Here is a 22,325-nt window from a genome sequence, read left to right on the forward strand (position 1 = left end):
GATCAGGCGGACAGACGGGCGCGACCCTTGCTACGGCGGGACGCGAGAATCGCGCGGCCGGCACGGGTGCGCATACGCAGCCGGAAGCCGTGGGTCTTGGCGCGACGACGGTTGTTCGGCTGGAAGGTGCGCTTGCTCACTCGGGGGCTCCAGAAAGACTCGGTGTTTGCGGGGTGCCGTCCTGGCTGTCACCGTGCGCCCACGAGTAGCTCGCGTTACGCCCGAGTGCACCGCTGACCGATCATCTTGCGCGATCTGTGCCCATCGGAGGCAGGCGGCAGCAGCCATCGACAACTCGACCTGGTCACGGTACGCGCGACTGCGCCATTCGGTCAAACCGGCGACGAGTGGGAGACACTTGTCCACAGCCTGGGGACAACAACTTGAACCGTACCGGCCGCGCTGACTACCGTGGCCGGACTCCGATTATTCGTTCCCTTGACCCTCCACCACCCGATTTACCCCCCGACCCGTCCTTCGCATCACACGATCGAAGGACCTGTGAGAGAGCGTGCCCTGTGGCTGATGTACCTGCCGATCTTGCCGCAGTGTGGCCACGCGTACTGGAACAGCTCCTCGGGGAGGGACGCGGACAGGGAGTCGAGGGCAGGGACGAGCACTGGATCCGGCGCTGCCAGCCGCTGGCACTCGTCGCCGACACCGCACTGCTCGCCGTACCCAACGAATTCGCGAAGGGCGTGCTCGAGGGCCGCCTCGCCCCCGTCGTCAGCGAGAGCCTGAGCCGCGAGTGCGGGCGCCCGATCCGCATCGCGATCACCGTCGACGACACCGCCGGCGAGCCCCCGCCCCCACCGGCACCCCGCCCCCAGCCGCGCTACGAGGAACCCGAGCTCCCGGCCGTCCGCCAGGACCGCCCCGAGCGACCCGACCGGCAGGAACGCGAGCCGTACGAGGGATACGAGGGGTACGACGGCTACGAGGGATACGGCCGCCGCCGCGCCGACCAGCAGCAGAACCCCTCCGGCGACCAGCTGCCCACCGCCCGCCCCGCCTACCCGTCGGAGTACCAGCGCCCGGAGCCCGGAACCTGGCCACGGCCGGCGCAGGAGGAGTACGGCTGGCAGCAGCAGCGCCTCGGCTTCCCCGACCGGGACCCGTACGCCACACCCCCACAGGACACCTACGGCTCGCAGGACCCGTACAGCCCACAGGACGGCTACGGCGGCGGCTCGCCCGTGCAGGACTACCGCCCGCAGCCCGTGGACCGGCCGTCCTACGACCAGCAGCGCTCCGAGTACGACACCTCACGCGGCGACTACGACCAGCGCGACGCCATGCGCCGCGACCTGCCCGACCCCCCCTCCGGCTCCGGGCACGTCCACCGCGGCGGCCCCGTGGGCCCGAACCTGCCCGCCACCGGCGCACCCGGCCCGCTGGCGGCACAGCCGGCACCGGCGGCCGGCCCCGGTGAACCGACCGCGCGGCTGAACCCGAAGTACCTCTTCGACACGTTCGTCATCGGCGCGTCCAACCGCTTCGCGCACGCGGCCGCGGTCGCCGTCGCCGAGGCACCGGCGAAGGCCTACAACCCGCTGTTCATCTACGGGGAGTCCGGGCTCGGCAAGACCCACCTGCTGCACGCGATCGGACACTACGCGCGGAGCCTGTACCCCGGCACGCGCGTGCGGTACGTGAGCTCGGAGGAGTTCACCAACGAGTTCATCAACTCCATCCGCGACGGCAAGGGCGACAGCTTCCGCAAGCGGTACCGCGAGATGGACATCCTGCTCGTCGACGACATCCAGTTCCTCGCGGACAAGGAGTCGACCCAGGAGGAGTTCTTCCACACCTTCAACACGCTCCACAACGCCAACAAGCAGATCGTCCTCTCCAGCGACCGGCCGCCCAAGCAGCTGGTCACCCTGGAGGACCGGCTGCGGAACCGTTTCGAGTGGGGTCTGATCACCGACGTCCAGCCGCCGGAGCTGGAGACGCGCATCGCGATCCTGCGCAAGAAGGCGGTCCAGGAGCAGCTCAACGCCCCACCGGAGGTGCTGGAGTTCATCGCCTCCCGGATCTCGCGGAACATCCGCGAGCTGGAGGGCGCGCTGATCCGGGTGACGGCGTTCGCCTCGCTCAACCGCCAGCCGGTGGACCTGGGCCTGACGGAGATCGTCCTCAAGGACCTGATGCCCGGCGGCGACGACTCGACGCCGGAGATCACCTCGACGGCCATCATGAGCGCCACGGCCGACTACTTCGGCCTCACGGTCGAGGACCTGTGCGGCAGCTCCCGGGGCCGCCAGCTCGTCACCGCCCGCCAGATCGCCATGTACCTGTGCCGCGAGCTGACGGACCTGTCGCTGCCGAAGATCGGCGCGCTGTTCGGCGGCCGCGACCACACCACGGTGATGCACGCCGACCGGAAGATCCGCAATCTGATGGCCGAACGGCGATCCATCTACAACCAGGTCACCGAGCTCACCAACCGCATCAAGGCCGGCTGACCGGCCCGTCGGCCGGACGACTGCGTCGAGGGCGCCCCCGGAGCGATCCGGGGGCGCCCTTCTTCGTGTCCCGGGCACCCCGCCCCTTCGTGGAGCACCCCGGCGCTGTTCGATTCCGAAGCGGGGTCACGGCCTTCCTCCACAGATTCGGCGACTTTTTCCCGTCCACATCCTGGGGACCGGGAAGTTGTCCCGATCTTGTCCACAGGTCAGCCTGCCGAGAGAGCATCGCGCCAGGTCAGTCGGTTGTGGATACGTGGATGAACGATCTCCACAGCCTGTGGACAACGCGGAGCCCCCCAGGCTGTGCATCGAGTTGTCCACGGGCGACCCACAGGCTGGAGGGGGTTGTCCCCAGCGATCGTCCGGTTCTCCACATGGCTGTCCACTGTTCGACAAGGTGACGCGACCTCTCACCGGAACGAGTGAAAGGCGTCACATCAGGCTGCCGCAGGGGCCTGTGGGAAAGGCCCGCAAACCTGGGGACGGAGCTGGGGAGAACTCGCCCCTCCCTGTGTACGGGGTGTGCAGAACTTTCTGTTCTCCACAGAGACGCCCAGTTGTCCACGGTCCCCACCCACAGGACCCGTGGACAAAATCCAGACCCTGACCTGGGGAAACAGGGTTATCCACGGTATCCACAGGCCCTACTACTACTCCCAACTAGAGAGAGCGAGGAATTCGTTTCGAAGGGGGCCCTGTGCACAACTCGCTGTCTCGGCCCCGACCGCCACTCGGCACGACTTGACCCCGAGGGGCACCTACTGTCAGTGCGGTGCGTCAGACTGGTCACCGGTGTCCTTCCCCTCCCAGGGGCTGACGACACCGAGTCAGACGACGAAGCCAGGCAGGGCGAGAAGCGCCGGCAACAGCAGGAGGCGGCAACAGTGAAGATCCGGGTGGAACGCGACGTACTCGCGGAGGCAGTGGCCTGGGCGGCGCGCAGCCTCCCGGCCCGTCCGCCGGCCCCTGTCCTCGCCGGCCTGCTCCTGAAGGCCGAGGACGGCCAGCTGAGCCTGTCCAGCTTCGACTACGAGGTCTCCGCGCGGGTGTCGGTGGAGGCGGAGGTCGAGGAGGAGGGCACGGTCCTCGTCTCGGGCCGTCTGCTGGCCGACATCTCCCGCGCCCTCCCCAACCGGCCGGTGGAGATTTCCACAGACGGTGTACGGGCGACGGTGGTGTGCGGCTCCTCGCGGTTCACCCTCCACACACTGCCTGTGGAGGAGTACCCGGCCCTGCCGCAGATGCCGAACGCGACGGGCACGGTCCCCGGCGAGGTCTTCGCCTCCGCCGTGCAGCAGGTCGCCATCGCGGCCGGCCGTGACGACACGCTGCCCGTCCTCACCGGTGTGCGCATCGAGATCGAGGGCGACACCGTCACGCTGGCCTCCACCGACCGCTACCGCTTCGCGGTCCGCGAGTTCCTGTGGAAGCCGGAGAACCCGGAGGTCTCCGCGGTCGCCCTGGTGCCCGCCAAGACGCTCCAGGACACCGCCAAGGCGCTGACCAGCGGTGACCAGGTGATCCTGGCGCTGTCCGGCTCGGGTGCGGGCGAGGGTCTGATCGGTTTCGAGGGTGCCGGCCGCCGTACCACCACGCGCCTGCTGGAGGGTGACCTCCCGAAGTACCGGACGCTGTTCCCGACCGAGTTCAACAGCGTCGCCGTGATCGAGACCGCCCCCTTCGTGGAGGCCGTCAAGCGCGTGGCCCTGGTCGCCGAGCGCAACACCCCGGTGCGGCTGAGCTTCGAGCAGGGCGTGCTCATCCTGGAGGCCGGTTCCAGCGACGACGCACAGGCTGTGGAAAGGGTCGACGCCCAGCTGGAGGGCGACGACATCTCGATCGCCTTCAACCCGACGTTCCTGCTGGACGGTCTGAGCGCCATCGACTCACCGGTGGCCCAGCTGTCCTTCACCACGTCGACCAAGCCGGCGCTGCTCAGCGGCCGTCCGGCGGTGGACGCCGAGGCGGACGATGCCTACAAGTACCTGATCATGCCGGTGCGGCTCAGCGGCTGAGTGCCGTCCCGAGCGAAGTCACAGGTGAGGGCTGCGTATGAGCGCGTATGCCCACAGATGTGCACGCGCGTCCGGGTTTAGGCTCGGACGTCGGCACGTACGTGCCGACACGCCACGTCGTATACCTAAGGATCACAACTGATGGAGCTCGGTCTCGTCGGCCTCGGCAAGATGGGTGGCAACATGCGCGAGCGGATTCGCCGCGCGGGTCACACCGTCTTCGGATACGACCGCAACCCGGACCTCGCCGATGTCCACAGTCTGCAGGAGCTGGTGGACAAGCTCAGCGGCCCCCGTGTGGTGTGGGTGATGGTTCCGGCGGGCGAGCCGACCCAGTCCACGATCGACGAGCTGGCCGAGTTGCTCGAGCCGGGTGACGTCGTCGTGGACGGCGGCAACTCCCGCTGGACGGACGACGAGAAGCACGCCGGGGAGCTGGCGGCCAAGGGCATAGGCTTCGTCGACTGCGGTGTCTCGGGCGGCGTCTGGGGCCTGGAGAACGGTTACGCGCTGATGTACGGCGGCGACGCGGAGAACGTCGCCAAGGTGCAGCCGGTGTTCGACGCGCTCAAGCCGGAGGGCGACTTCGGCTCGGTGCACGCGGGGAAGGTCGGCGCGGGCCACTTCGCGAAGATGGTCCACAACGGCATCGAGTACGCCATGATGCAGGCCTACGCCGAGGGCTGGGAGCTGCTGGAGAAGGTCGACTCGGTGACGGACGTCCGGGAGGTGTTCCGCTCCTGGCAGGAGGGCACGGTCATCCGCTCCTGGCTGCTCGACCTGGCGGTGAACGCCCTGGACGAGGACGAACACCTCGAGGGGCTCCGGGGTTTTGCACAGGACTCCGGTGAGGGACGCTGGACCGTGGAGGCCGCCATCGACAACGCGGTCCCGCTGCCGGCGATCACCGCCTCGCTGTTCGCGCGGTTCGCCTCGCGCCAGGAGGACTCGCCGCAGATGAAGATGATCGCGGCGCTGCGGAACCAGTTCGGCGGCCACGCGGTCGAGAAGAAGTAGTCCACAGGGCACGTCCCGTATCCACAGGACCGTACGGCGGTCCGCAACGCCGGGGGAGGTCGGCGGAACGACCATGCACGTCACGCATCTGTCGCTGGCCGACTTCCGGTCCTACTCCCGGGTCGAGGTCCCGCTCGACCCGGGGGTGACGGCCTTCGTCGGGCCCAACGGGCAGGGCAAGACGAACCTGGTCGAGGCGGTCGGTTACCTCGCCACCCTGGGCAGTCACCGGGTCTCCTCCGATGCCCCGCTGGTCCGTATGGGTGCCGACCGTGCGATCGTCCGGGCCCAGGTGCGGCAGGGCGAGCGGCAGCAGCTGGTCGAGCTGGAGCTGAACCCGGGCCGCGCCAACCGTGCCCGTATCAACAGGTCCTCGCAGGTCAGGCCCCGGGACGTGCTGGGGATCGTCCGTACGGTGCTGTTCGCGCCCGAGGACCTGGCCCTGGTCAAGGGTGATCCCGGTGAGCGGCGCCGGTTCCTGGACGAGCTGATCACCGCGCGCTCCCCGCGCATGGCCGGTGTCCGCTCCGACTACGACCGGGTGCTCAAGCAGCGCAACACCCTGCTGAAGTCGGCCGCGCTGGCGCGCCGGCACGGTGGCCGCACTCTGGACCTGTCCACGCTCGACGTGTGGGACCAGCACCTGGCGCGTGCGGGTGCGGAGCTCCTGGCGCAGCGACTGGATCTGATCGGGGCGCTCCAGCCGCTGGCCGACAAGGCGTACGAGCAGCTGGCGCCCGGTGGCGGGCCGATCGCCCTGGAGTACAGGCCGTCCGCGCCGGGTGAGGCCCATACGCGCGAGGGTCTGTTCGAGCAGTTGACGGCGGCCCTGGCGGAGGCGCGCAAGCCGGAGATCGAGCGGGGTGTCACCCTGGTCGGTCCGCACCGTGACGACCTGCTGCTCAAGCTGGGCCAACTGCCCGCCAAGGGGTATGCCTCCCACGGCGAGTCCTGGTCGTACGCGCTGGCGTTGCGTCTGGCCTCCTACGACCTGCTGCGGGCGGAGGGGAACGAGCCGGTGCTGGTGCTCGACGACGTCTTCGCCGAGCTGGACGCGCGGCGGCGTGAGCGTCTGGCCGAGCTGGTGGCGCCCGGTGAGCAGGTCCTGGTGACCGCGGCGGTCGACGACGACGTGCCCCATGTGCTGGCGGGTGCGCGGTTCGCCGTGGCCGGGGGGACGGTGGAGCGCGTATGAGCGGGCCGGACACGCCTGCGGGGGGTGCCGGGCAGGCTCCTGAGCCGTCCGGTGTCGACCTCGCGCGTGTGGCGTTGCGCGCGGCCAGGGAGGCGGCGCGCGCGCGTGGGGACGCGGCGCAGCAGCGGAAGCAGGCGCGGCGCGGTGGTCTGCGTTCCGGCGCGCGGGCCGACCGGCGTGATCCGATGGCGCTCGGTCCGGCGATCAGCCGGTTGCTCTCCGAGCGTGGCTGGGAGGCCCCGGCCGCGGTGGGCGGGGTGATGGGGCGTTGGCCCGAGATCGTCGGTGGGGACGTGGCCAAGCACTGTGAGCCGGAGCGGTACGACGAGGACGAGCGGGTGCTGGTCGTGCGCTGCGACTCCACGGCGTGGGCGACGAATCTGCGGTTGCTCGCGCCGACTCTGGTGGCGCGTCTGAACGAGGACCTCGGGCACGGCACGGTGCGGTTGATCAAGGTGGTCGGTCCTGGTGGTCCCGCCCGTCGTTTCGGGCCCCTGCGGGCTCCCGGGAGCACGGGTCCGGGGGACACGTACGGGTGATCCGGCGTCCGTTCCGGGCCCTTCAGCCGTACGTGATGGACATCACAATCTCGGTCTCGGCGGTGCCGTTCCGCCGTCGGTGCCCGTTTCGTCGTGGCACCGCACACGGTTGCGAATCGCCACCTGACTCCTAAGTAGCCAAGGGTTGACGGCCGGAAGCGCTGAGTGCCCTCGTGGGGCTCTTGGAGCCCCCATCCGCATATCGGGAGTCGGACGAGACCGGTTGAGGGCGGCACATGCGGACTCAGGTACCCGCAAACCCCCATCGATGTCAGTGCTACCGGTAGAATGGAAGACAATCCCGCCCCGAACGTGGGGACCGCCCGGGAAAAGCTGAGCAACGCTGATCAAGGCTTACCAACGCAACATGCCGCAGCCGCTCCGGCAACCTGCCGACGAGCCCGGCTCGTGCTGTGCCAGAAAGGGCGCTTCGTGGCCGATTCCGGCAACCCCAACGAGAACATCCCGTCCACCGACACCGGCGTCAGTGACGCGGCGAGCACCTCGGCCGGCGAGGCCGCCGCGTCGTACGACGCGAGCGCCATCACCGTCCTCGAGGGCCTGGACGCGGTCCGTAAGCGACCCGGTATGTACATCGGGTCGACCGGCGAGCGGGGACTGCACCACCTCGTGCAGGAGGTCGTCGACAACTCGGTCGACGAGGCGCTGGCCGGTCACGCGGACACCATCGACGTTACGATCCTGGCGGACGGCGGCGTCCGCGTCGTGGACAACGGCCGCGGCATCCCGGTGGGCATCGTCCCCTCCGAGGGCAAGCCCGCCGTCGAGGTCGTCCTGACCGTGCTGCACGCGGGCGGCAAGTTCGGCGGCGGCGGCTACGCGGTCTCCGGCGGTCTGCACGGCGTGGGCGTCTCCGTGGTCAACGCGCTGTCGACGCGGGTCGCCGTCGAGGTCAAGACCGACGGCCACCGCTGGACGCAGGACTACAAGCTGGGTGTCCCCACCGCGCCCCTCGCCAAGCACGAGGCCACCGAGGAGACCGGGACGTCGGTCACCTTCTGGGCCGACGGCGACATCTTCGAGACCACCGAGTACTCCTTCGAGACGCTCTCCCGGCGCTTCCAGGAGATGGCGTTCCTCAACAAGGGGCTGAGGATCAACCTCGCCGACGAGCGTGAGTCGGCGAAGGCGACCGCCGGTGCGGACGAGGCGGGCGAGGACGAGAAGTACGAGGTCAAGGCCGTCTCGTACCACTACGAGGGCGGCATCGTCGACTTCGTGAAGTACCTCAACTCCCGCAAGGGAGAGGTGGTGCACCCCACCGTGATCGACCTGGAGGCCGAGGACAAGGACAGGCACCTGTCCCTCGAGGTCGCGATGCAGTGGAACGGCGGCTACACCGAGGGCGTGTACTCCTTCGCCAACATCATCCACACGCACGAGGGCGGTACGCACGAAGAGGGCTTCCGTGCGGCGCTCACCTCGCTCATCAACAAGTACGCGCGGGACAAGAAGCTGCTGCGCGACAAGGACGACAACCTCACGGGTGACGACATCCGCGAGGGTCTGACCGCGATCATCTCGGTCAAGCTGAGCGAGCCGCAGTTCGAGGGCCAGACCAAGACCAAGCTGGGCAACACCGAGGTGAAGACCTTCGTCCAGAAGGTCGTCTACGAGCACCTCAACGACTGGCTGGACCGCAATCCCAACGAGGCCGCGGACATCATCCGCAAGGGCATCGCGGCGGCCACCGCGCGTGTGGCGGCCCGCAAGGCGCGCGACCTGACCCGTCGCAAGGGCCTGCTGGAGTCGGCGTCGCTGCCGGGCAAGCTGTCCGACTGCCAGTCGAACGACCCCACCAAGTGCGAGATCTTCATCGTCGAGGGTGACTCCGCCGGCGGTTCGGCCAAGTCCGGCCGCAACCCGCAGTACCAGGCGATTCTCCCGATCCGCGGCAAGATCCTCAACGTCGAGAAGGCGCGCATCGACCGGATCCTGCAGAACCAGGAGATCCAGGCGATGATCTCCGCGTTCGGCACGGGTGTGCACGAGGACTTCGACATCGAGAAGCTCCGCTATCACAAGATCATCCTCATGGCGGACGCCGACGTCGACGGCCAGCACATCAACACGCTGCTGCTGACGTTCCTGTTCCGCTTCATGCGGCCGCTGGTCGAGGCCGGGCACGTGTACCTGTCCCGTCCGCCGCTCTACAAGATCAAGTGGGGCAGGGACGACTTCGAGTACGCGTACTCCGACCGCGAACGCGACGCGCTGATCGAGATGGGCCGCAACGCCGGCAAGCGCATCCGCGAGGACTCCGTGCAGCGCTTCAAGGGTCTCGGTGAGATGAACGCCGAGGAGCTGCGCGTCACCACGATGGACCAGGAGCACCGGGTCCTCGGCCAGGTCACCCTGGACGACGCCGCCCAGGCCGACGACCTGTTCTCGGTCCTCATGGGCGAGGACGTCGAAGCCCGCCGCGCGTTCATCCAGCGCAACGCCAAGGACGTCCGCTTCCTCGACATCTGAGTCGGTCTCAGCTGACCGCACCAGGAAGGATTTTCACCAGCAATGACCGACGAGAACACTCCTGTGACGGCGCCCGAGGGTGACGCCCCGGCCATGCGCGTCGAGCCCGTCGGGCTCGAGACGGAGATGCAGCGCTCCTACCTCGACTACGCGATGTCCGTCATCGTCTCGCGTGCGCTGCCGGACGTCCGTGACGGACTCAAGCCCGTGCACCGCCGCGTGCTGTACGCGATGTACGACGGCGGCTACCGCCCCGAGCGGGGCTTCTACAAGTGCGCCCGCGTCGTCGGCGACGTCATGGGCAACTACCACCCGCACGGCGACACCTCCATCTACGACGCCCTGGTGCGCCTCGCCCAGCCCTGGTCGATGCGGATGCCGCTCGTCGACTCCAACGGCAACTTCGGCTCGCCGGGCAACGACCCGGCGGCGGCCATGCGGTACACCGAGTCCAAGATGGCGCCGCTGGCGATGGAGATGGTCCGCGACATCGACGAGGAGACCGTCGACTTCACGGACAACTACGACGGCCGGTCCCAGGAGCCGACCGTCCTGCCGGCCCGTTTCCCGAACCTGCTGATCAACGGCTCGGCCGGCATCGCGGTCGGCATGGCGACCAACATCCCGCCGCACAACCTGCGCGAGGTCGCGGCCGGCGCCCAGTGGTACCTGGAGAACTTCGAGTCCTCGCACGAGGAGCTGCTGGACGCGCTCATCGAGCGCATCAAGGGCCCCGACTTCCCGACCGGCGCCCTCGTGGTCGGCCGCAAGGGCATCGAGGAGGCGTACCGCACGGGCCGCGGCTCGATCACCATGCGCGCGGTGGTCGAGGTCGAGGAGATCCAGAACCGCCAGTGCCTGGTGGTCACGGAGCTGCCGTACCAGACCAACCCCGACAACCTCGCGCAGAAGATCGCCGACCTGGTGAAGGACGGCAAGATCGGCGGCATCGCGGACGTCCGCGACGAGACGTCGTCCCGGACCGGCCAGCGCCTGGTCATCGTGCTGAAGCGGGACGCGGTCGCCAAGGTCGTCCTGAACAACCTCTACAAGCACACCGAGCTGCAGTCGAACTTCGGTGCCAACATGCTGGCGCTGGTCGACGGCGTGCCGCGCACGCTCTCGCTGGACGCGTTCATCCGGCACTGGGTGAACCACCAGATCGAGGTCATCGTCCGCCGTACGCGCTTCAGGCTGCGCAAGGCCGAGGAGCGGGCGCACATCCTGCGCGGCCTGCTGAAGGCCCTGGACGCCATCGACGAGGTCATCGCGCTGATCCGGCGCAGTGACACCGTGGAGATCGCGCGCGGGGGCCTGATGGACCTCCTGGAGATCGACGACATCCAGGCCAACGCCATCCTCGAGATGCAGCTGCGCCGGCTGGCCGCCCTGGAGCGCCAGAAGATCGTCCAGGAGCACGACGAACTCCAGGAGAAGATCAACGAGTACAACGAGATCCTCGCCTCCCCGGTCCGCCAGCGCGGCATCGTCAGCCAGGAGCTGGCCGCGCTCGTCGAGAAGTACGGCGACGACCGCAAGACGAAGCTGATCCCCTACGAGGGCGACATGTCCATCGAGGACCTGATCGCCGAAGAGGACATCGTCGTCACGGTCACGCGCGGCGGCTACATCAAGCGCACCAAGACCGACGACTACCGGGCCCAGAAGCGCGGCGGCAAGGGGGTGCGCGGCACGAAGCTCAAGGAAGACGACATCGTCAACCACTTCTTCGTGTCCACCACCCACCACTGGCTGCTGTTCTTCACCAACAAGGGCCGGGTCTACCGGGTGAAGGCCTACGAGCTGCCCGACGCCGGCCGGGACGCGCGCGGGCAGCACGTGGCGAACCTGCTGGCCTTCCAGCCGGACGAGACGATCGCCCAGATCCGCGCGATCCGCGACTACGAGGCGGTGCCCTACCTGGTCCTGGCCACCAAGGCGGGCCTGGTGAAGAAGACGCCGCTGAAGGACTACGACTCCCCGCGCTCGGGCGGTGTGATCGCGATCAACCTGCGGGAGCAGGAGGACGGTTCCGACGACGAACTGATCGGCGCCGAACTCGTCTCGGCCGACGACGATCTGCTGCTGATCAGCAAGAAGGCGCAGTCGATCAGGTTCACGGCGACCGACGACACGCTCCGTCCCATGGGCCGTGCGACCTCGGGTGTCAAGGGCATGAGTTTCCGCGAGGGGGACGAGCTGCTCTCGATGAATGTTGTTCGACCCGGTACGTTCGTGTTCACTGCCACAGACGGCGGGTACGCGAAGCGGACCGCCGTCGACGAGTACCGCGTCCAGGGTCGCGGCGGCCTCGGCATCAAGGCTGCCAAGATCGTCGAGGACCGCGGCACCCTCGTCGGCGCGCTGGTGGTCGAGGAGACCGACGAGATTCTCGCCATCACGCTGTCAGGTGGTGTGATTCGTACGCGAGTCAACGAGATCAGGGAAACCGGCCGTGACACCATGGGCGTCCAACTGATCAATCTGGGCAAGCGCGATGCCGTGGTCGGCATCGCCCGTAACGCCGAGGCTGGACGCGAGGCGGAGGAAGTCGACGGCGACGTGGCCGTGGACGAGACCGCCGACGGGGCTGCGTCCGCCGGCACGGACGAGGGTGAGGCGCCCTCGTCCGAGTAGCACGAGGAGTGAGCAGCGTGAGCGGAGCCACGGGCGCCGGACCGGCCGGTACCAGCAGGGGGACGGACGGCGGCGGCCGTGGCTCCGCCGCGCGGGCAGCGGACCCGCAGACGACCAATCTCAAAGCGATCAAGGTGCCCGCCAAGGACACGTCCTCGTCCGACCGGCGGGGATCCCAGGGGGGAACCGTGACGGACACCCGAGGCCCGCAGCAGGCCGCGCCCGACCAGGGCGCCGCTCAGTCGGCCTCACCGCTGCCGGGGGAACGGCAGTCGCAGCAGTCGGGCCCGTACCACCCGCCGCAGGCCTACTCTGCGGAGTCCGGTGCGGCGGCCGGCCGGACCGGCGCGGTACGGCGCCCCCGCACGGGGGCGAGCACCACCCCGCGCGTGCGCAAGGCACGTCTGCGGGTGTCGAAGGCCGACCCGTGGTCGGTGATGAAGGTCAGCTTCCTGCTCTCCATCGCGCTCGGCATCTGCACGATCGTCGCGTCCGCGGTGCTGTGGATGGTCATGGACGCCATGGGCGTGTTCTCGACGGTCGGCGGCACGATCTCCGAGGCGACCGGTTCCAACGAGTCGAACGGCTTCGACCTCCAGTCGTTCCTGTCGCTGCCCAACGTCCTGATGTTCACGACGATCATCGCGGTCATCGACGTCGTCCTGGCGACGGCGCTGGCGACGCTCGGCGCGTTCATCTACAACCTCTCCGCGGGGTTCGTGGGCGGTGTCGAGCTGACGCTGGCCGAGGACGAGTGAGCTGCTCACAGCGGTTTCCCCGCCTGCTCCGGCGGCCTCGCGGCAACCGATTTTGGGACTGCCCCGGTCGTGCGCTAATCTTCAGGAGTCAGCGCGCGGGACACACCCCGCAAAGCGCGGCGGGGCTATAGCTCAGTTGGTTAGAGCGCATCCCTGATAAGGATGAGGCCACAGGTTCAAATCCTGTTAGCCCCACCAGCGTGAAGAACCCCCGGTCTCCATGGCCGGGGGTTCTTCATGTCCACGGCTGATATCAGCCGACGCGCACGCCGACCGCGGGTCCGTGGCCGGCGCGCGCGGGGTGCTTCCATCCCGTCCACCGCCGGCCCGGGCGGAGCCGGGCGGGCACGGCTCCTGGCGTCGCGTCCCGTCCGGCGCTTACCTCGAAGGTAATCGCGATGTACGGGGAGCGTGGCTACGTTCGAGTGGTCGTACCGAAGCGAACGAAGGAAGCGGACGTGCCCGCATATGGCTTTGCGCACCTACGTGATCGCCGTCACCACCCGGACATCCTCGAGTACCTGGAACGCATCCAGGACACCCTGGACCCGTTCCACGGCCGCTTCCTGGTGCACGGCCCACCGGATGAGGTGGTGGAGGGAAGCTGGCCGGGCAGCATGGTGCTGATCGGGTTTCCTGGTCTGGCCGAGGCCCGCGCCTGGTACGCGTCCCCCGCGTACCAGGGGATCCTGCGGCTGCGGACCGACCACATCGAGGGAGACGTCGTGTTGGTGGAGGGCGTGGGCCCTGGATACGACCCGGGTGAACGTGCGGCGAAACTCCGGGCGGAGACGACCGGGGAGCAGGCCCGGTAAGCCGCGCGGGCTTCGCCGACGGCGAGGCACGGCAGGGTGACGAAGACGGACCCGAGCGCTGCCATGGCCGCCCCGGTCCATCCGTCCGCCCCGCAGGGGGAGGACTGCAGCATCCGGCGCAGGGGCTGACGTCCGCGCCCTGCCGTGGACAACGAAGAGGACCCCGGTCGGATGTCGACCGGGGCCCTCCGGTGTCGGCTCGGGCCGTGGTGCTGTACGCAAGTTCGCCAGGACTCGGGAAAGCGGCGACGGCACGAGGAAGGGCGGGAAAGGTCCCGCGATCAGCGCTGGAGGGGGATGCGGCCGGTGACGGGTTCCGCGTGGGTGGACTCCGTGTCGTCGGAGCAGTCCGCGGAGTCGGACTCCGCCGTCGTGTCCGAGAGGGGACGGTGCCGGCAGCTGGGAGACTTGCCGTGGGCCTCGGCGTGGATGCGCTGTTTCATCGTCGGGGGCAGGGCCTTGATCAGCGACCAGGACCAGAGAGGTGCCGTCGGCGCCGAGATGTTCGGGGCGCTGTCGCTGTTGCGCGTCTCGTCGGTCTGCGGTACGGCCGCGGAGGCGGTCGTGGTGATGAGTCCGAGCGCCGTGCACAGCGCGAGGAAGGCGGTGACGATGGCGTTCCACAGCTTCATGACCTTGTTCCGGGCCATGGCCCCTCACTTTCGGGTTGGGCGATTTGCGTACTTTCCTCATGATGTGTATGGGGCTCGCGAAGTGGTGGACCGACGCCCGTGGCGCGCGGATGTTCAGATGAACACCACACGGATGGGTGCATAAGCGGCGAAAAGATTCCAAAGTGGCGGAGAAGTCTTCAAAGTGACCGTCCGTGCGGGCGTGGTCACCCTCCGGCCGGATCACCGCACCCCGCTCCTACTGCGCCGCGCGGGAGGGCAGTTGAAGGGGCGACGCAGGTCACCGATCGGTATCGACCGGTGTGTATAGTCGGGCGGCAGAGGTCCCCTACGTCAAGGAAAGACGAGGTCGCGCGGTGAAGAAGCTTCTCCTGGTCGCACTGGCCGCCATCGGCGGGCTCCTCGTGTACCGCCAGATCCAGGCGGATCGCGCCGAGCAGGATCTGTGGACGGAGGCGACTGACTCCGTGCCCACGGGTTCGTGAGTACCGACATCCGACGCTGAACAGACCCCGGCCGCCCACGCGGTCGGGGTTTTGTGTGGAGCGGGTACGTGTCGGCGGGCCCCGTCCGCGGGCAGGATGGGCGCGGTGCGACGTCCGGGCGACGACGAGGGGTGGCGCGTGAGGGGACGGTGGGGTACGGCCCGGGCCGGGCACGGCGGGCCCCCGGCCGGCGGACGCGCGGGCGTGGTGACGCTCGCCTCCGTGATGGCGCTGGGACTGGCCGGCGTGCTGCCGGGGCGGGCGGCCGTCGCGGACGAGGCCGCCGAAGGCACCGGGACCTACGCCTTCGCCGAGGACGCGCGGAGGATCGACGGCACCGCGAGCACCGCGGACGCCCTGGAACTGGAGCCCGGCCACACCTACCGGAGCACCCTCCCGGCGAGCGGCGCGGTCCACTACCGCCTCGAACTCGACGGCACCACGAGCACCTACGCCTCCGCCACCGCCGTCCCCCCGGCCGGCCGCACCGCCTCCGTCATCGACGGGGTGAAGGTGTCCGTGCAGGACGGCGAGGGCCGCTCCTGCGACGTGGACACGGCGAGCTTCGGCGCCGCCGGCAGCCCGCATCCGGTCGCCGCGTGGGCCATGCGGGAGATCTCCCCCAGGAGGTCCCTCTGCCAGGAGGCCGGTACGTACTACCTGAGCGTCGAACGCGTCGACCCGGACGGGGAGGGCTCCTCCCCCGGCCCCTGGGAGACGGAGCTCACCGTGGTGTCGGAGCCCCCTCTGGAGCGGGCCGGCGCGACGACCGCGCCGAAGGAGTGGAACTCCGCCCCGCCCCAGCCCCTCACGGGGAAGCCCGAACGGCGCTCCGGCGGCGCGGGCTTCACCCGGGCCGCCCCCGTCGGCCAGGGAGTCTGGCGGGACGACATCCGCCCCGGCCAGACACTCTTCTACAAGGTCCCCGTCGACTGGGGCCGGCAGCTCTACGCCACCGCCGAACTGGGCAGTTCGGCCACGGGCGGCAGCGGCTACGCCGCCGCCGCGCTGGACCTGGACCTCTACAACCCCGTACGCGGTCACGTCGTGGACGTCGGCGTCGGCTACGACGGCGGCCCGAAGGCGGAGAGCCTCGCGCCCCTCCCGCCGGTCGCGTACGTCAACCGGCACGCCGTCGGCCGCCAGACCGGGGCGATGCGGTTCGCCGGCTCCTACTACCTCGTCGCGCACCTCTCGGCCGCGGTGGCGGACGACTTCGGCGACGGACCCGTTCCGCTGACCCTGCGGGTGCGGCTGAGCGGCACGGCGCAGGACGGGCCCGGATACGCGGGGGAGTCCGTGCCGCCGGACGTCTTCACGGTCACGGGGGCGGACCGGGAGGCGGCGGCCGAGGGCGAGGCCACCGGCGACGACACCGCCTTCCGGGCGCTCGCGGTGGGCGGCATCGGCACGGGCACCGCGCTGCTGGCGGGGCTCGGGGTGTGGACGCTGGCGGCCCGGCGGCGGGCCGCGCCGTGAGCCGTGGGCGTTCCGTGGACGGCGCGGGCAGCGGCGCTCAGACGCGCGTGAGGGCCCAGAACCCCACGGCGTAGCAGGCCAGGGCCAGGAGCAGCAAGGGAACGACCACCCGCGCCGGAGGGCCGGGGCGGCGGCTGCGCCGACGGTGGCTCCGAGGGGCGGTGGACCCGTGCCGCGACAGTGCCTCGCTCGGAGGCGGAGCCTGAGCGGCCCGGGCGGTGTATTCCGCGGTGGAGGCGTCGGGATACGCGGTCGGCCGTGGCAGGGGGGCCCGCAGCCGATGCGTGGGGTCGTGGGGGGAGAGGTGGGGGACGGGGCCGGCCGCCCGGTGCTGCACCGGCGCACGGGGGGCCTGTTCCGGGGGTGGCGGAGGGTGCACGGGGGAGGAGGTGATCATGGTTCGGGGCGGAGGCAGGGGGAAGCTTCCGGTGTCCGACATACCGGGCGACCGCGGGGAGGCGCCGGACGCGGGGCCCGGACGCGGATCGGCGGGTACGAGGCCCCCACCCCCCTCCGGGGGTGCGCCGAGCGCCCTCGAGTCGGTTCCGGCACTGACGTCCGCCGCCGTGGCCGCCCGGACGGATCCGGGGCCGGGCGTGCTGGCGGAGGCGCCCGCACCACCCGCCTCCCGGCCGGATCCGGTGCCGGGCGAAGAACCCCGCTCCTCCTCCGGAGCCGTACGCCCCACGCCCGGAGCCCGCTTCAGCGGACCGTCCGCGGCGAACCCCGGGGGCAGAGGCCCCAGTTGGTCGAAGATCTCGATCAGTTCGTCGTCGGGGCCGGGCTCCGGAAGAAGCTCCGCGGCAGCCGCGAGCGCCTTCCGCGCCCCCGTGGCCGTGCGGAACCGCGCCTGCGGATCCGGCTGGAGCAGCGAGGCCACCACCTGCCACAGCGGCTCGGGGATGCCCTGGGGCGCGCCGGGCGTCCCGTGCTCGGCGAAGTACTGGACGAGGGCCTTGGCGTCCGGTTTGGCGCCCTCCAGCAGGTACAGCGCCACCAGGCCCACGGCGAAGAGGTCTGCGGGGAAGTCCGGCTCCGAGCCCATCAGCTGCTCCGGCGCGAGATAACCCGGTGTGCCCACCACCAGGTTGGTCTCGGTCAGCCGGGGCTCACCCAGCCGCATCGCGATGCCGAAGTCCGACAGCCGCAGCCGCGGCCTGCCCGTGCCGGTGGCCTCCAGGAGCACGTTGGCGGGCTTGATGTCCCGGTGCACGACGTCCTCCGCGTGCACCGCGGCGAGCCCGGCCAGCAGCTGGTCGAGCAGGGTGCAGACGAAGGCCGGCGGCAGCGGACCGTAGTCGCCGACCAGGTGAACCAGCGAACCGCCGGTGACCAGGTCCATGGTGAACAGGACCTTGTCGTCGTCGGCAGCCCAGCTGGTGGGCGCCAGGACATGGGGATGATCGATCCGCAGCGCCTGCTCGCGCACGAAACGGAGCAGGGAGTGGGCGTCGCTCTGCAGCAGGACCTTGGCGGCCACATAACGGCGGCGGCGATGGTCCCAGGCGCGCCAGACGGCACCGACACCCCCGCGCCCGATCGGATCGACCAGTTCGTACCGGCCGGCGAAGACCTCACCCATCGCTGTGCGTCGCCCCTCCCCTGCGGTGTCCCCCGTCTTCCGCGCCCCGGCGGCTGAACCCCCTTCGGCCGCCGGGCGGGGAATCAGTTCTGGTGGGACTGGTAGTGCGTGACCGCGTCGGAGGTGCGGCCCGCGCCGTAGACCCGGAGGAACTCTGCCAGTTCGGGGTGCGTGGGGGCGAGGGTGTCGGCGGCGTCGATGATGTCGCCGGCGGCGGCCACCGAGCGCAGCAGGGACTGGATCTCACGGACCACCCGCTTGACCGTGGGCGCTCCCGAACCGCTCGTCGTCTGCGTGGTGTTGCTGAGCACCGAGCCCCCCTGCGACTTCTTGATCTCGTCCATGCGCTCGGTCGCCTCGGCCGCGCTCACACTGCCGTCCGCGACCTGCCCCGCCAGGTCCTGCAGCAGCTGCACCCGCTGCACCACAGCGGGATTTCCGATCTTCGCCCGCTGGCCGCTCATCAGCTGCGACAGCATCGGCGCGGACAGCCCCAGCACTCCCGCGAGACGAGCCTGGTTGAGGCCCAGATCGTCTATCAGCCTGCGGAAGAGCGCCCCCAGCGGCTCCCCGTACCAGTTCCGCTGCAGTTCCCGCGCTCTCGCGGTGGCTTCCTGCTGTGCGGCGTCCATTGCGTCTCCCCATCGCTTCCCCAAGAACCGCGGTTCGCTGTAGCGAACCACGTCCGAGCATCTTACGGAGAGTGGTCGGCCACGGGGACCCCCAATCTTTTTGCGGAATCCCCGGGGGGACCCGGTACTCTGGTCTCGGGCGCCCACCGGGATGCAGTTCTCGCAGGTGGACGCTTTCCTCCGGGGCCTTAGCTCAGTTGGTAGAGCGCTGTCTTTGCATGGCAGATGTCAGGGGTTCGACTCCCCTAGGCTCCACATTCGGACCCCTCTCACCTGCGGAAACGCGGTGGGAGGGGTCCCTTGTTTCACGTGAAACGGCGCGGTGGGGCAGGAGACGCCCAAGTCTCCTGCCCCACCGCGCCGTTGGCGCCCTCGCGCCTCAGCTCTGGTCGTCGCGCCGGGCGGTCTCCTCGGCCTCCTTGGCCTCGACCTCCGGGTCGAGCGTGGCACCGCTGCTGCCGTCCACCGACGTCAGTTTCGCCGACCCCGACGACACATCCGTCGCGGCCGGCGGCTCCACCAGCCAGTCCGGGTTGGCCTGCTTGTCCCACCACTTCCAGACAGCGAAGGCGCCCCCTGCCACGGCACCCAGAATCAGGACCGTCCTCGCGGCACGGCCGGCCCTCGCCCGCCGCTGCTGCTTGCGGACCAGCTTCTGGATCTGTCGCGCCGAAACCTGGCCGCGCAGCGCGGCCAGCGCGGCCGCGCCACGGGCCGTCGCCTCGTCCCGCGCGGGACCGGCGGCGGCCACCGCCTGCTCGATCATCGGACGGGAGTAGTCCGCCGCCTGCCGGGCGACCTTGCGGGTGCGGTCGGCCGCCTGGTGGGCGGCCTGGTCGACCTTCGGCGGCACATGCGTCCGGGCCTGCTCCAGATACGGCTGCACACGGGCGCCGTACTGGACTCGGGCGTGGCCGGCGGCCTGCGTCACCACGGGCGTGAGCCGTACGCGGGCCTCCTGTGCGTAGTGCGCGGCCCTGACCTTGGCCGTGTCGGCGTAGGGCGCCACCACTTCCGCGGCGTGCAGCACGCTGTCCTTCGCCGAACCGGTCGCGGCGCGCACGCTGTCGATGCGGGTCACGGGTTCCTCCTCCTCGGTGGCGTACGGTATTTCGACTTTCCACCCTTTTACGGATCATGCCTGCCGGGTCGCCACGCGGCATGCGTGGACGAGCATCCGGGTGCCTGTGAACGTGATCGATGGTGTTATCGGATGTGATGGCGGATGAATTCGGGGCAACGGGAGCTTGTCGTCGACAATGCCACGGATCGCCGCCTCGCGCCCCCGGCACAGGACCACTCACCCGGTTTTCCGCAGGCGGAACGGCCCGGTCACCCCTCTGTGAACGGGCGCCGGGCGACTGCGCGCCCCGTCCGTGCGAGGATCAGGGAGTCACGGAAAGACAACGGAAGGCACATCGTGGCTGAGCAGCTCAACGCCACCCTGAAGACCAATCACGGCGACATCCAGGTCCGGCTCTTCCCGAACCAGGCGCCGATCACGGTCAAGAACTTCGTCGAGCTCGCCAAGGGCGAGCGGGAGTGGACCCACCCGCAGACCGGTGCGAAGACCACGGACAAGCTCTACGACGGCACGGTCTTCCACCGGGTGATCAGCGGCTTCATGATCCAGGGCGGAGACCCGCTGGGCAACGGCACCGGCGGTCCCGGCTACCAGTTCGAGGACGAGTTCCACCCGGACCTGCGCTTCGACAAGCCCTACCTGCTGGCCATGGCCAACGCGGGCCCGGGCACCAACGGCTCGCAGTTCTTCATCACCGTCGCCCCGACGGCCTGGCTGAACCGCAAGCACACCATCTTCGGCGAGGTCACCGACGCCGCCAGCCAGAAGGTCATCGACGCCATCGCGTCCGCGCCGACCAACCCGCGCACCGACCGCCCGGTGAACGACGTCGTGATCGAGTCGGTCGAGATCCACGAGGGCTGAGCACCCCGCCCCCGGAGTGCGAAAGCCCGCGAAGGGAACCAATCGCCCCGCCCATCCGTAAGGATGGGCGGGGCGGGGCTTTTCCACACGACCTAGGGGATCCCATGGACGACCAGGCTTCCGGCAGCCCGCAGGACGCCCAGCGCGTCCCCGTCTGCTACCGCCACCCGGACCGCGAGACCGGAATCCGCTGCACCCGGTGCGAGCGCCCGATCTGCCCCGAGTGCATGGTCGACGCCTCGGTCGGGTTCCAGTGCCCGGAATGCGTCCGTAGCGGTTCCGGCACGGGACACGCGCCCACGGCCTCCGTGCCCCGCACGATCGCCGGTGGAACCGTCGCCGCGGACCCCCGCCTGCTGACCAAGATCCTCCTCGGGATCAACCTCGCGGTGTTCATCGCCGTACGGGCCCGGCCGTCCCTGCTGGACCCCCTCGTGCTGGTCGGCGTCTGGCCGCCGGCACCGTTCACGCCCACCGAGGGGGTGGCCGAGGGCGAGTGGTACCGCATGGTCACCTCGATGTTCACGCACGAGGAGATCTGGCACATCGCCTTCAACATGCTCGGCCTGTGGTGGCTCGGCGGCCCGCTGGAGCAGGCCCTGGGGCGCGCTCGCTATCTCGCGCTCTATCTGATCTCCGGCCTCGCGGGCAGCGCGCTGACGTATCTGCTGGCCGCGGGGAGCACGGCCTCGCTCGGCGCGTCCGGCGCGATCTTCGGCCTCTTCGGTGCGACCGCCGTACTGATGCGCCGGCTCAACTACGACATGCGTCCGGTCGTCGCCCTGCTCGTGATCAACGTGATCATCACGTTCGGCTGGGGCAACATCGCCTGGCAGGCCCACATCGGAGGGCTCGTCGCCGGTGTCGTGATCGGGTACGCCATGGTGCACGCCCCGCGGGAGCGGCGGGCGCTGGTGCAGTACGGGACGTGTGCGCTGGTGCTCACCGTGATCGTCCTGATGACCCTGCTGAGGACGGCTCAGCTCACCTGACCACAGGGTTTGTCCACAGTCGGTGGCGGATCTTGTGCACAGGGTGCGGTAAGGGCCGTGCATCGGGTGATCGACCGGCGTCTTCGCAGGTCAGGATGCCGGCGAACAGATTTTCGGTTACCGGTATTTCTGTCACACCGGTGTCAACGTCCCGAAAGTTATCCACAGATCGAGTCTCCTATCCACATGTGGACAAGTGCTGTGGATAACTCAGGGGACAACCCTGCCCAGAGCTGTGGAACAGCTCTGGGCAGGGGAAGCTCACCGCGTGGCGAGCGTTACTTCCACTGGGTGGAGACGCCGAATCCGGCGGCGATGAACCCGAAGCCCACCACGATGTTCCAGTTGCCCAGGGCGTCGATGGGCAGCGATCCGTCGGTGACGTAGAAGACGACGATCCAGGCCAGCCCGATGAGGAACAGGGCCAGCATCACCGGCGCGACCCAGGCGCGATTGGTCAGCTTGATCGCGGTCGTCTGCTTCGCCGGCGGCGGCGTGTAGTCGGCCTTCTTGCGGATACGTGACTTCGGCACGAGGGTCTCTCCTGTCGATGCGCTGCGTGGCCGCGCAGGGAACTGGGTCGGGCTCGGAGCAGCGTACAAGGGGACTCTGAGCGCTCCCCCGGGCGTCCGTTA

At 69.6% G+C, this 22,325-nt stretch carries 19 protein-coding genes and 2 tRNA genes; 15 read left to right on the forward strand and 6 right to left on the reverse strand.

Annotated elements, in window-relative coordinates:
• Window positions 1–2: 2 nt before the first annotated feature.
• The gene (gene rpmH, locus ACFY3N_RS07770; RefSeq protein ID WP_003956500.1) at window positions 3–140 is read right to left on the reverse strand and encodes a 50S ribosomal protein L34; all 138 of its coding nucleotides are present in this window, start codon (window positions 138–140) and stop codon (window positions 3–5) included.
• Window positions 141–518: 378 nt separating this feature from the next.
• Between rpmH and dnaA the strand changes: the two genes are divergently transcribed.
• From dnaA to ACFY3N_RS07820, 10 genes are all read left to right on the forward strand, one after another.
• Window positions 519–2,468, forward strand: a complete 1,950-nt coding sequence (dnaA, locus tag ACFY3N_RS07775) for a chromosomal replication initiator protein DnaA (protein WP_390815728.1) — start codon at window positions 519–521, stop codon at window positions 2,466–2,468.
• A gap of 887 nt (window positions 2,469–3,355) precedes the next feature.
• Complete coding sequence (gene dnaN, locus ACFY3N_RS07780) at window positions 3,356–4,486, forward strand: DNA polymerase III subunit beta (protein ID WP_030857039.1); 1,131 nt, start codon at window positions 3,356–3,358, stop codon at window positions 4,484–4,486.
• A 141-nt stretch (window positions 4,487–4,627) separates the two neighbouring features.
• The gene (gnd, locus tag ACFY3N_RS07785; RefSeq protein WP_390815729.1) at window positions 4,628–5,503 is read left to right on the forward strand and encodes a phosphogluconate dehydrogenase (NAD(+)-dependent, decarboxylating); all 876 of its coding nucleotides are present in this window, start codon (window positions 4,628–4,630) and stop codon (window positions 5,501–5,503) included.
• A 73-nt stretch (window positions 5,504–5,576) separates the two neighbouring features.
• Window positions 5,577–6,698, forward strand: a complete 1,122-nt coding sequence (gene recF / locus ACFY3N_RS07790; RefSeq protein ID WP_390815730.1) for a DNA replication/repair protein RecF — start codon at window positions 5,577–5,579, stop codon at window positions 6,696–6,698.
• The gene (locus tag ACFY3N_RS07795) at window positions 6,695–7,237 is read left to right on the forward strand and encodes a DUF721 domain-containing protein (RefSeq protein WP_390815731.1); all 543 of its coding nucleotides are present in this window, start codon (window positions 6,695–6,697) and stop codon (window positions 7,235–7,237) included. Before recF ends, ACFY3N_RS07795 begins: the two co-directional genes overlap by 4 nt.
• 432 nt (window positions 7,238–7,669) lie before the next feature.
• The gene (gene gyrB, locus ACFY3N_RS07800) at window positions 7,670–9,730 is read left to right on the forward strand and encodes a DNA topoisomerase (ATP-hydrolyzing) subunit B (protein ID WP_390815732.1); all 2,061 of its coding nucleotides are present in this window, start codon (window positions 7,670–7,672) and stop codon (window positions 9,728–9,730) included.
• Window positions 9,731–9,772: 42 nt separating this feature from the next.
• Window positions 9,773–12,367 (forward strand): DNA gyrase subunit A, encoded by a 2,595-nt coding sequence (gyrA, locus tag ACFY3N_RS07805; protein WP_390815733.1) that lies wholly within the window; start codon window positions 9,773–9,775, stop codon window positions 12,365–12,367.
• A 17-nt stretch (window positions 12,368–12,384) separates the two neighbouring features.
• Entirely contained in the window at window positions 12,385–13,125 is a 741-nt protein-coding gene (locus ACFY3N_RS07810) for a DUF3566 domain-containing protein (RefSeq protein WP_390815734.1), read from the forward strand.
• A 121-nt stretch (window positions 13,126–13,246) separates the two neighbouring features.
• Window positions 13,247–13,323, forward strand: a tRNA-Ile gene (locus ACFY3N_RS07815).
• Window positions 13,324–13,583: 260 nt separating this feature from the next.
• The gene (locus ACFY3N_RS07820) at window positions 13,584–13,940 is read left to right on the forward strand and encodes a DUF1330 domain-containing protein (protein ID WP_390815735.1); all 357 of its coding nucleotides are present in this window, start codon (window positions 13,584–13,586) and stop codon (window positions 13,938–13,940) included.
• A gap of 281 nt (window positions 13,941–14,221) precedes the next feature.
• On the opposite strand, the gene ACFY3N_RS07825 is transcribed toward ACFY3N_RS07820, so the two are convergent.
• Window positions 14,222–14,590 (reverse strand): DUF6344 domain-containing protein, encoded by a 369-nt coding sequence (locus ACFY3N_RS07825; RefSeq protein WP_390815736.1) that lies wholly within the window; start codon window positions 14,588–14,590, stop codon window positions 14,222–14,224.
• A 338-nt stretch (window positions 14,591–14,928) separates the two neighbouring features.
• On the opposite strand from ACFY3N_RS07825, the gene ACFY3N_RS07830 reads away from it, so the two are divergent.
• The gene (locus ACFY3N_RS07830) at window positions 14,929–15,057 is read left to right on the forward strand and encodes a DLW-39 family protein (RefSeq protein WP_003999697.1); all 129 of its coding nucleotides are present in this window, start codon (window positions 14,929–14,931) and stop codon (window positions 15,055–15,057) included.
• Between the two features lie 138 nt (window positions 15,058–15,195).
• Complete coding sequence (locus ACFY3N_RS07835) at window positions 15,196–16,536, forward strand: hypothetical protein (protein ID WP_390815737.1); 1,341 nt, start codon at window positions 15,196–15,198, stop codon at window positions 16,534–16,536.
• Window positions 16,537–16,573: 37 nt separating this feature from the next.
• Here ACFY3N_RS07835 and ACFY3N_RS07840 read toward each other — a convergent pair whose 3' ends face one another.
• Together ACFY3N_RS07840 and ACFY3N_RS07845 are read right to left on the reverse strand one after the other, a co-directional pair.
• A complete protein-coding gene (locus tag ACFY3N_RS07840; protein WP_390815738.1) occupies window positions 16,574–18,118 on the reverse strand; it encodes a protein kinase in 1,545 nt (514 codons plus the stop codon).
• 83 nt (window positions 18,119–18,201) lie between these two features.
• Window positions 18,202–18,750 carry a helix-turn-helix domain-containing protein gene (locus ACFY3N_RS07845; RefSeq protein ID WP_390815739.1) on the reverse strand — a complete coding sequence of 183 codons (549 nt, stop codon included), beginning with the start codon at window positions 18,748–18,750 and terminating at the stop codon, window positions 18,202–18,204.
• Between the two features lie 182 nt (window positions 18,751–18,932).
• Here ACFY3N_RS07845 and ACFY3N_RS07850 point away from each other — a divergent pair.
• A tRNA-Ala gene (locus ACFY3N_RS07850) sits at window positions 18,933–19,005 on the forward strand.
• A 124-nt stretch (window positions 19,006–19,129) separates the two neighbouring features.
• Here ACFY3N_RS07850 and ACFY3N_RS07855 read toward each other — a convergent pair.
• Complete coding sequence (locus ACFY3N_RS07855; RefSeq protein WP_390815740.1) at window positions 19,130–19,831, reverse strand: DUF5324 family protein; 702 nt, start codon at window positions 19,829–19,831, stop codon at window positions 19,130–19,132.
• A 339-nt stretch (window positions 19,832–20,170) separates the two neighbouring features.
• Here ACFY3N_RS07855 and ACFY3N_RS07860 point away from each other — a divergent pair, with 339 nt between their 5' ends.
• On the forward strand, window positions 20,171–20,698 hold the full coding sequence (locus ACFY3N_RS07860) for a peptidylprolyl isomerase (protein WP_390815741.1): 528 nt from the start codon (window positions 20,171–20,173) through the stop codon (window positions 20,696–20,698).
• Between the two features lie 104 nt (window positions 20,699–20,802).
• Window positions 20,803–21,690 (forward strand): rhomboid family intramembrane serine protease, encoded by an 888-nt coding sequence (locus ACFY3N_RS07865; RefSeq protein ID WP_390815742.1) that lies wholly within the window; start codon window positions 20,803–20,805, stop codon window positions 21,688–21,690.
• 278 nt (window positions 21,691–21,968) lie between these two features.
• Here ACFY3N_RS07865 and crgA read toward each other — a convergent pair whose 3' ends face one another.
• The gene (gene crgA, locus ACFY3N_RS07870; protein WP_053635432.1) at window positions 21,969–22,223 is read right to left on the reverse strand and encodes a cell division protein CrgA; all 255 of its coding nucleotides are present in this window, start codon (window positions 22,221–22,223) and stop codon (window positions 21,969–21,971) included.
• Between the last annotated feature and the right edge of the window lie 102 nt (window positions 22,224–22,325).

Source organism: Streptomyces sp. NPDC000348, assembly GCF_042898795.1.
Classification (GTDB): Bacteria; Actinomycetota; Actinomycetes; order Streptomycetales; family Streptomycetaceae; genus Streptomyces.

Coding starts and splice junctions, on each gene's coding strand:
- gnd (WP_390815729.1), top strand. CDS start 4,628: ATGGAGCTCGGTCTCGTCGGCCTCGGCAAGATGGGTGGCAACATGCGC.
- recF (WP_390815730.1), top strand. CDS start 5,577: ATGCACGTCACGCATCTGTCGCTGGCCGACTTCCGGTCCTACTCCCGG.
- ACFY3N_RS07795 (WP_390815731.1), top strand. CDS start 6,695: ATGAGCGGGCCGGACACGCCTGCGGGGGGTGCCGGGCAGGCTCCTGAG.
- gyrA (WP_390815733.1), top strand. CDS start 9,773: ATGACCGACGAGAACACTCCTGTGACGGCGCCCGAGGGTGACGCCCCG.
- ACFY3N_RS07825 (WP_390815736.1), bottom strand. CDS start 14,590: ATGGCCCGGAACAAGGTCATGAAGCTGTGGAACGCCATCGTCACCGCC.
- ACFY3N_RS07840 (WP_390815738.1), bottom strand. CDS start 18,118: ATGGGTGAGGTCTTCGCCGGCCGGTACGAACTGGTCGATCCGATCGGG.
- ACFY3N_RS07845 (WP_390815739.1), bottom strand. CDS start 18,750: ATGGACGCCGCACAGCAGGAAGCCACCGCGAGAGCGCGGGAACTGCAG.
- ACFY3N_RS07865 (WP_390815742.1), top strand. CDS start 20,803: ATGGACGACCAGGCTTCCGGCAGCCCGCAGGACGCCCAGCGCGTCCCC.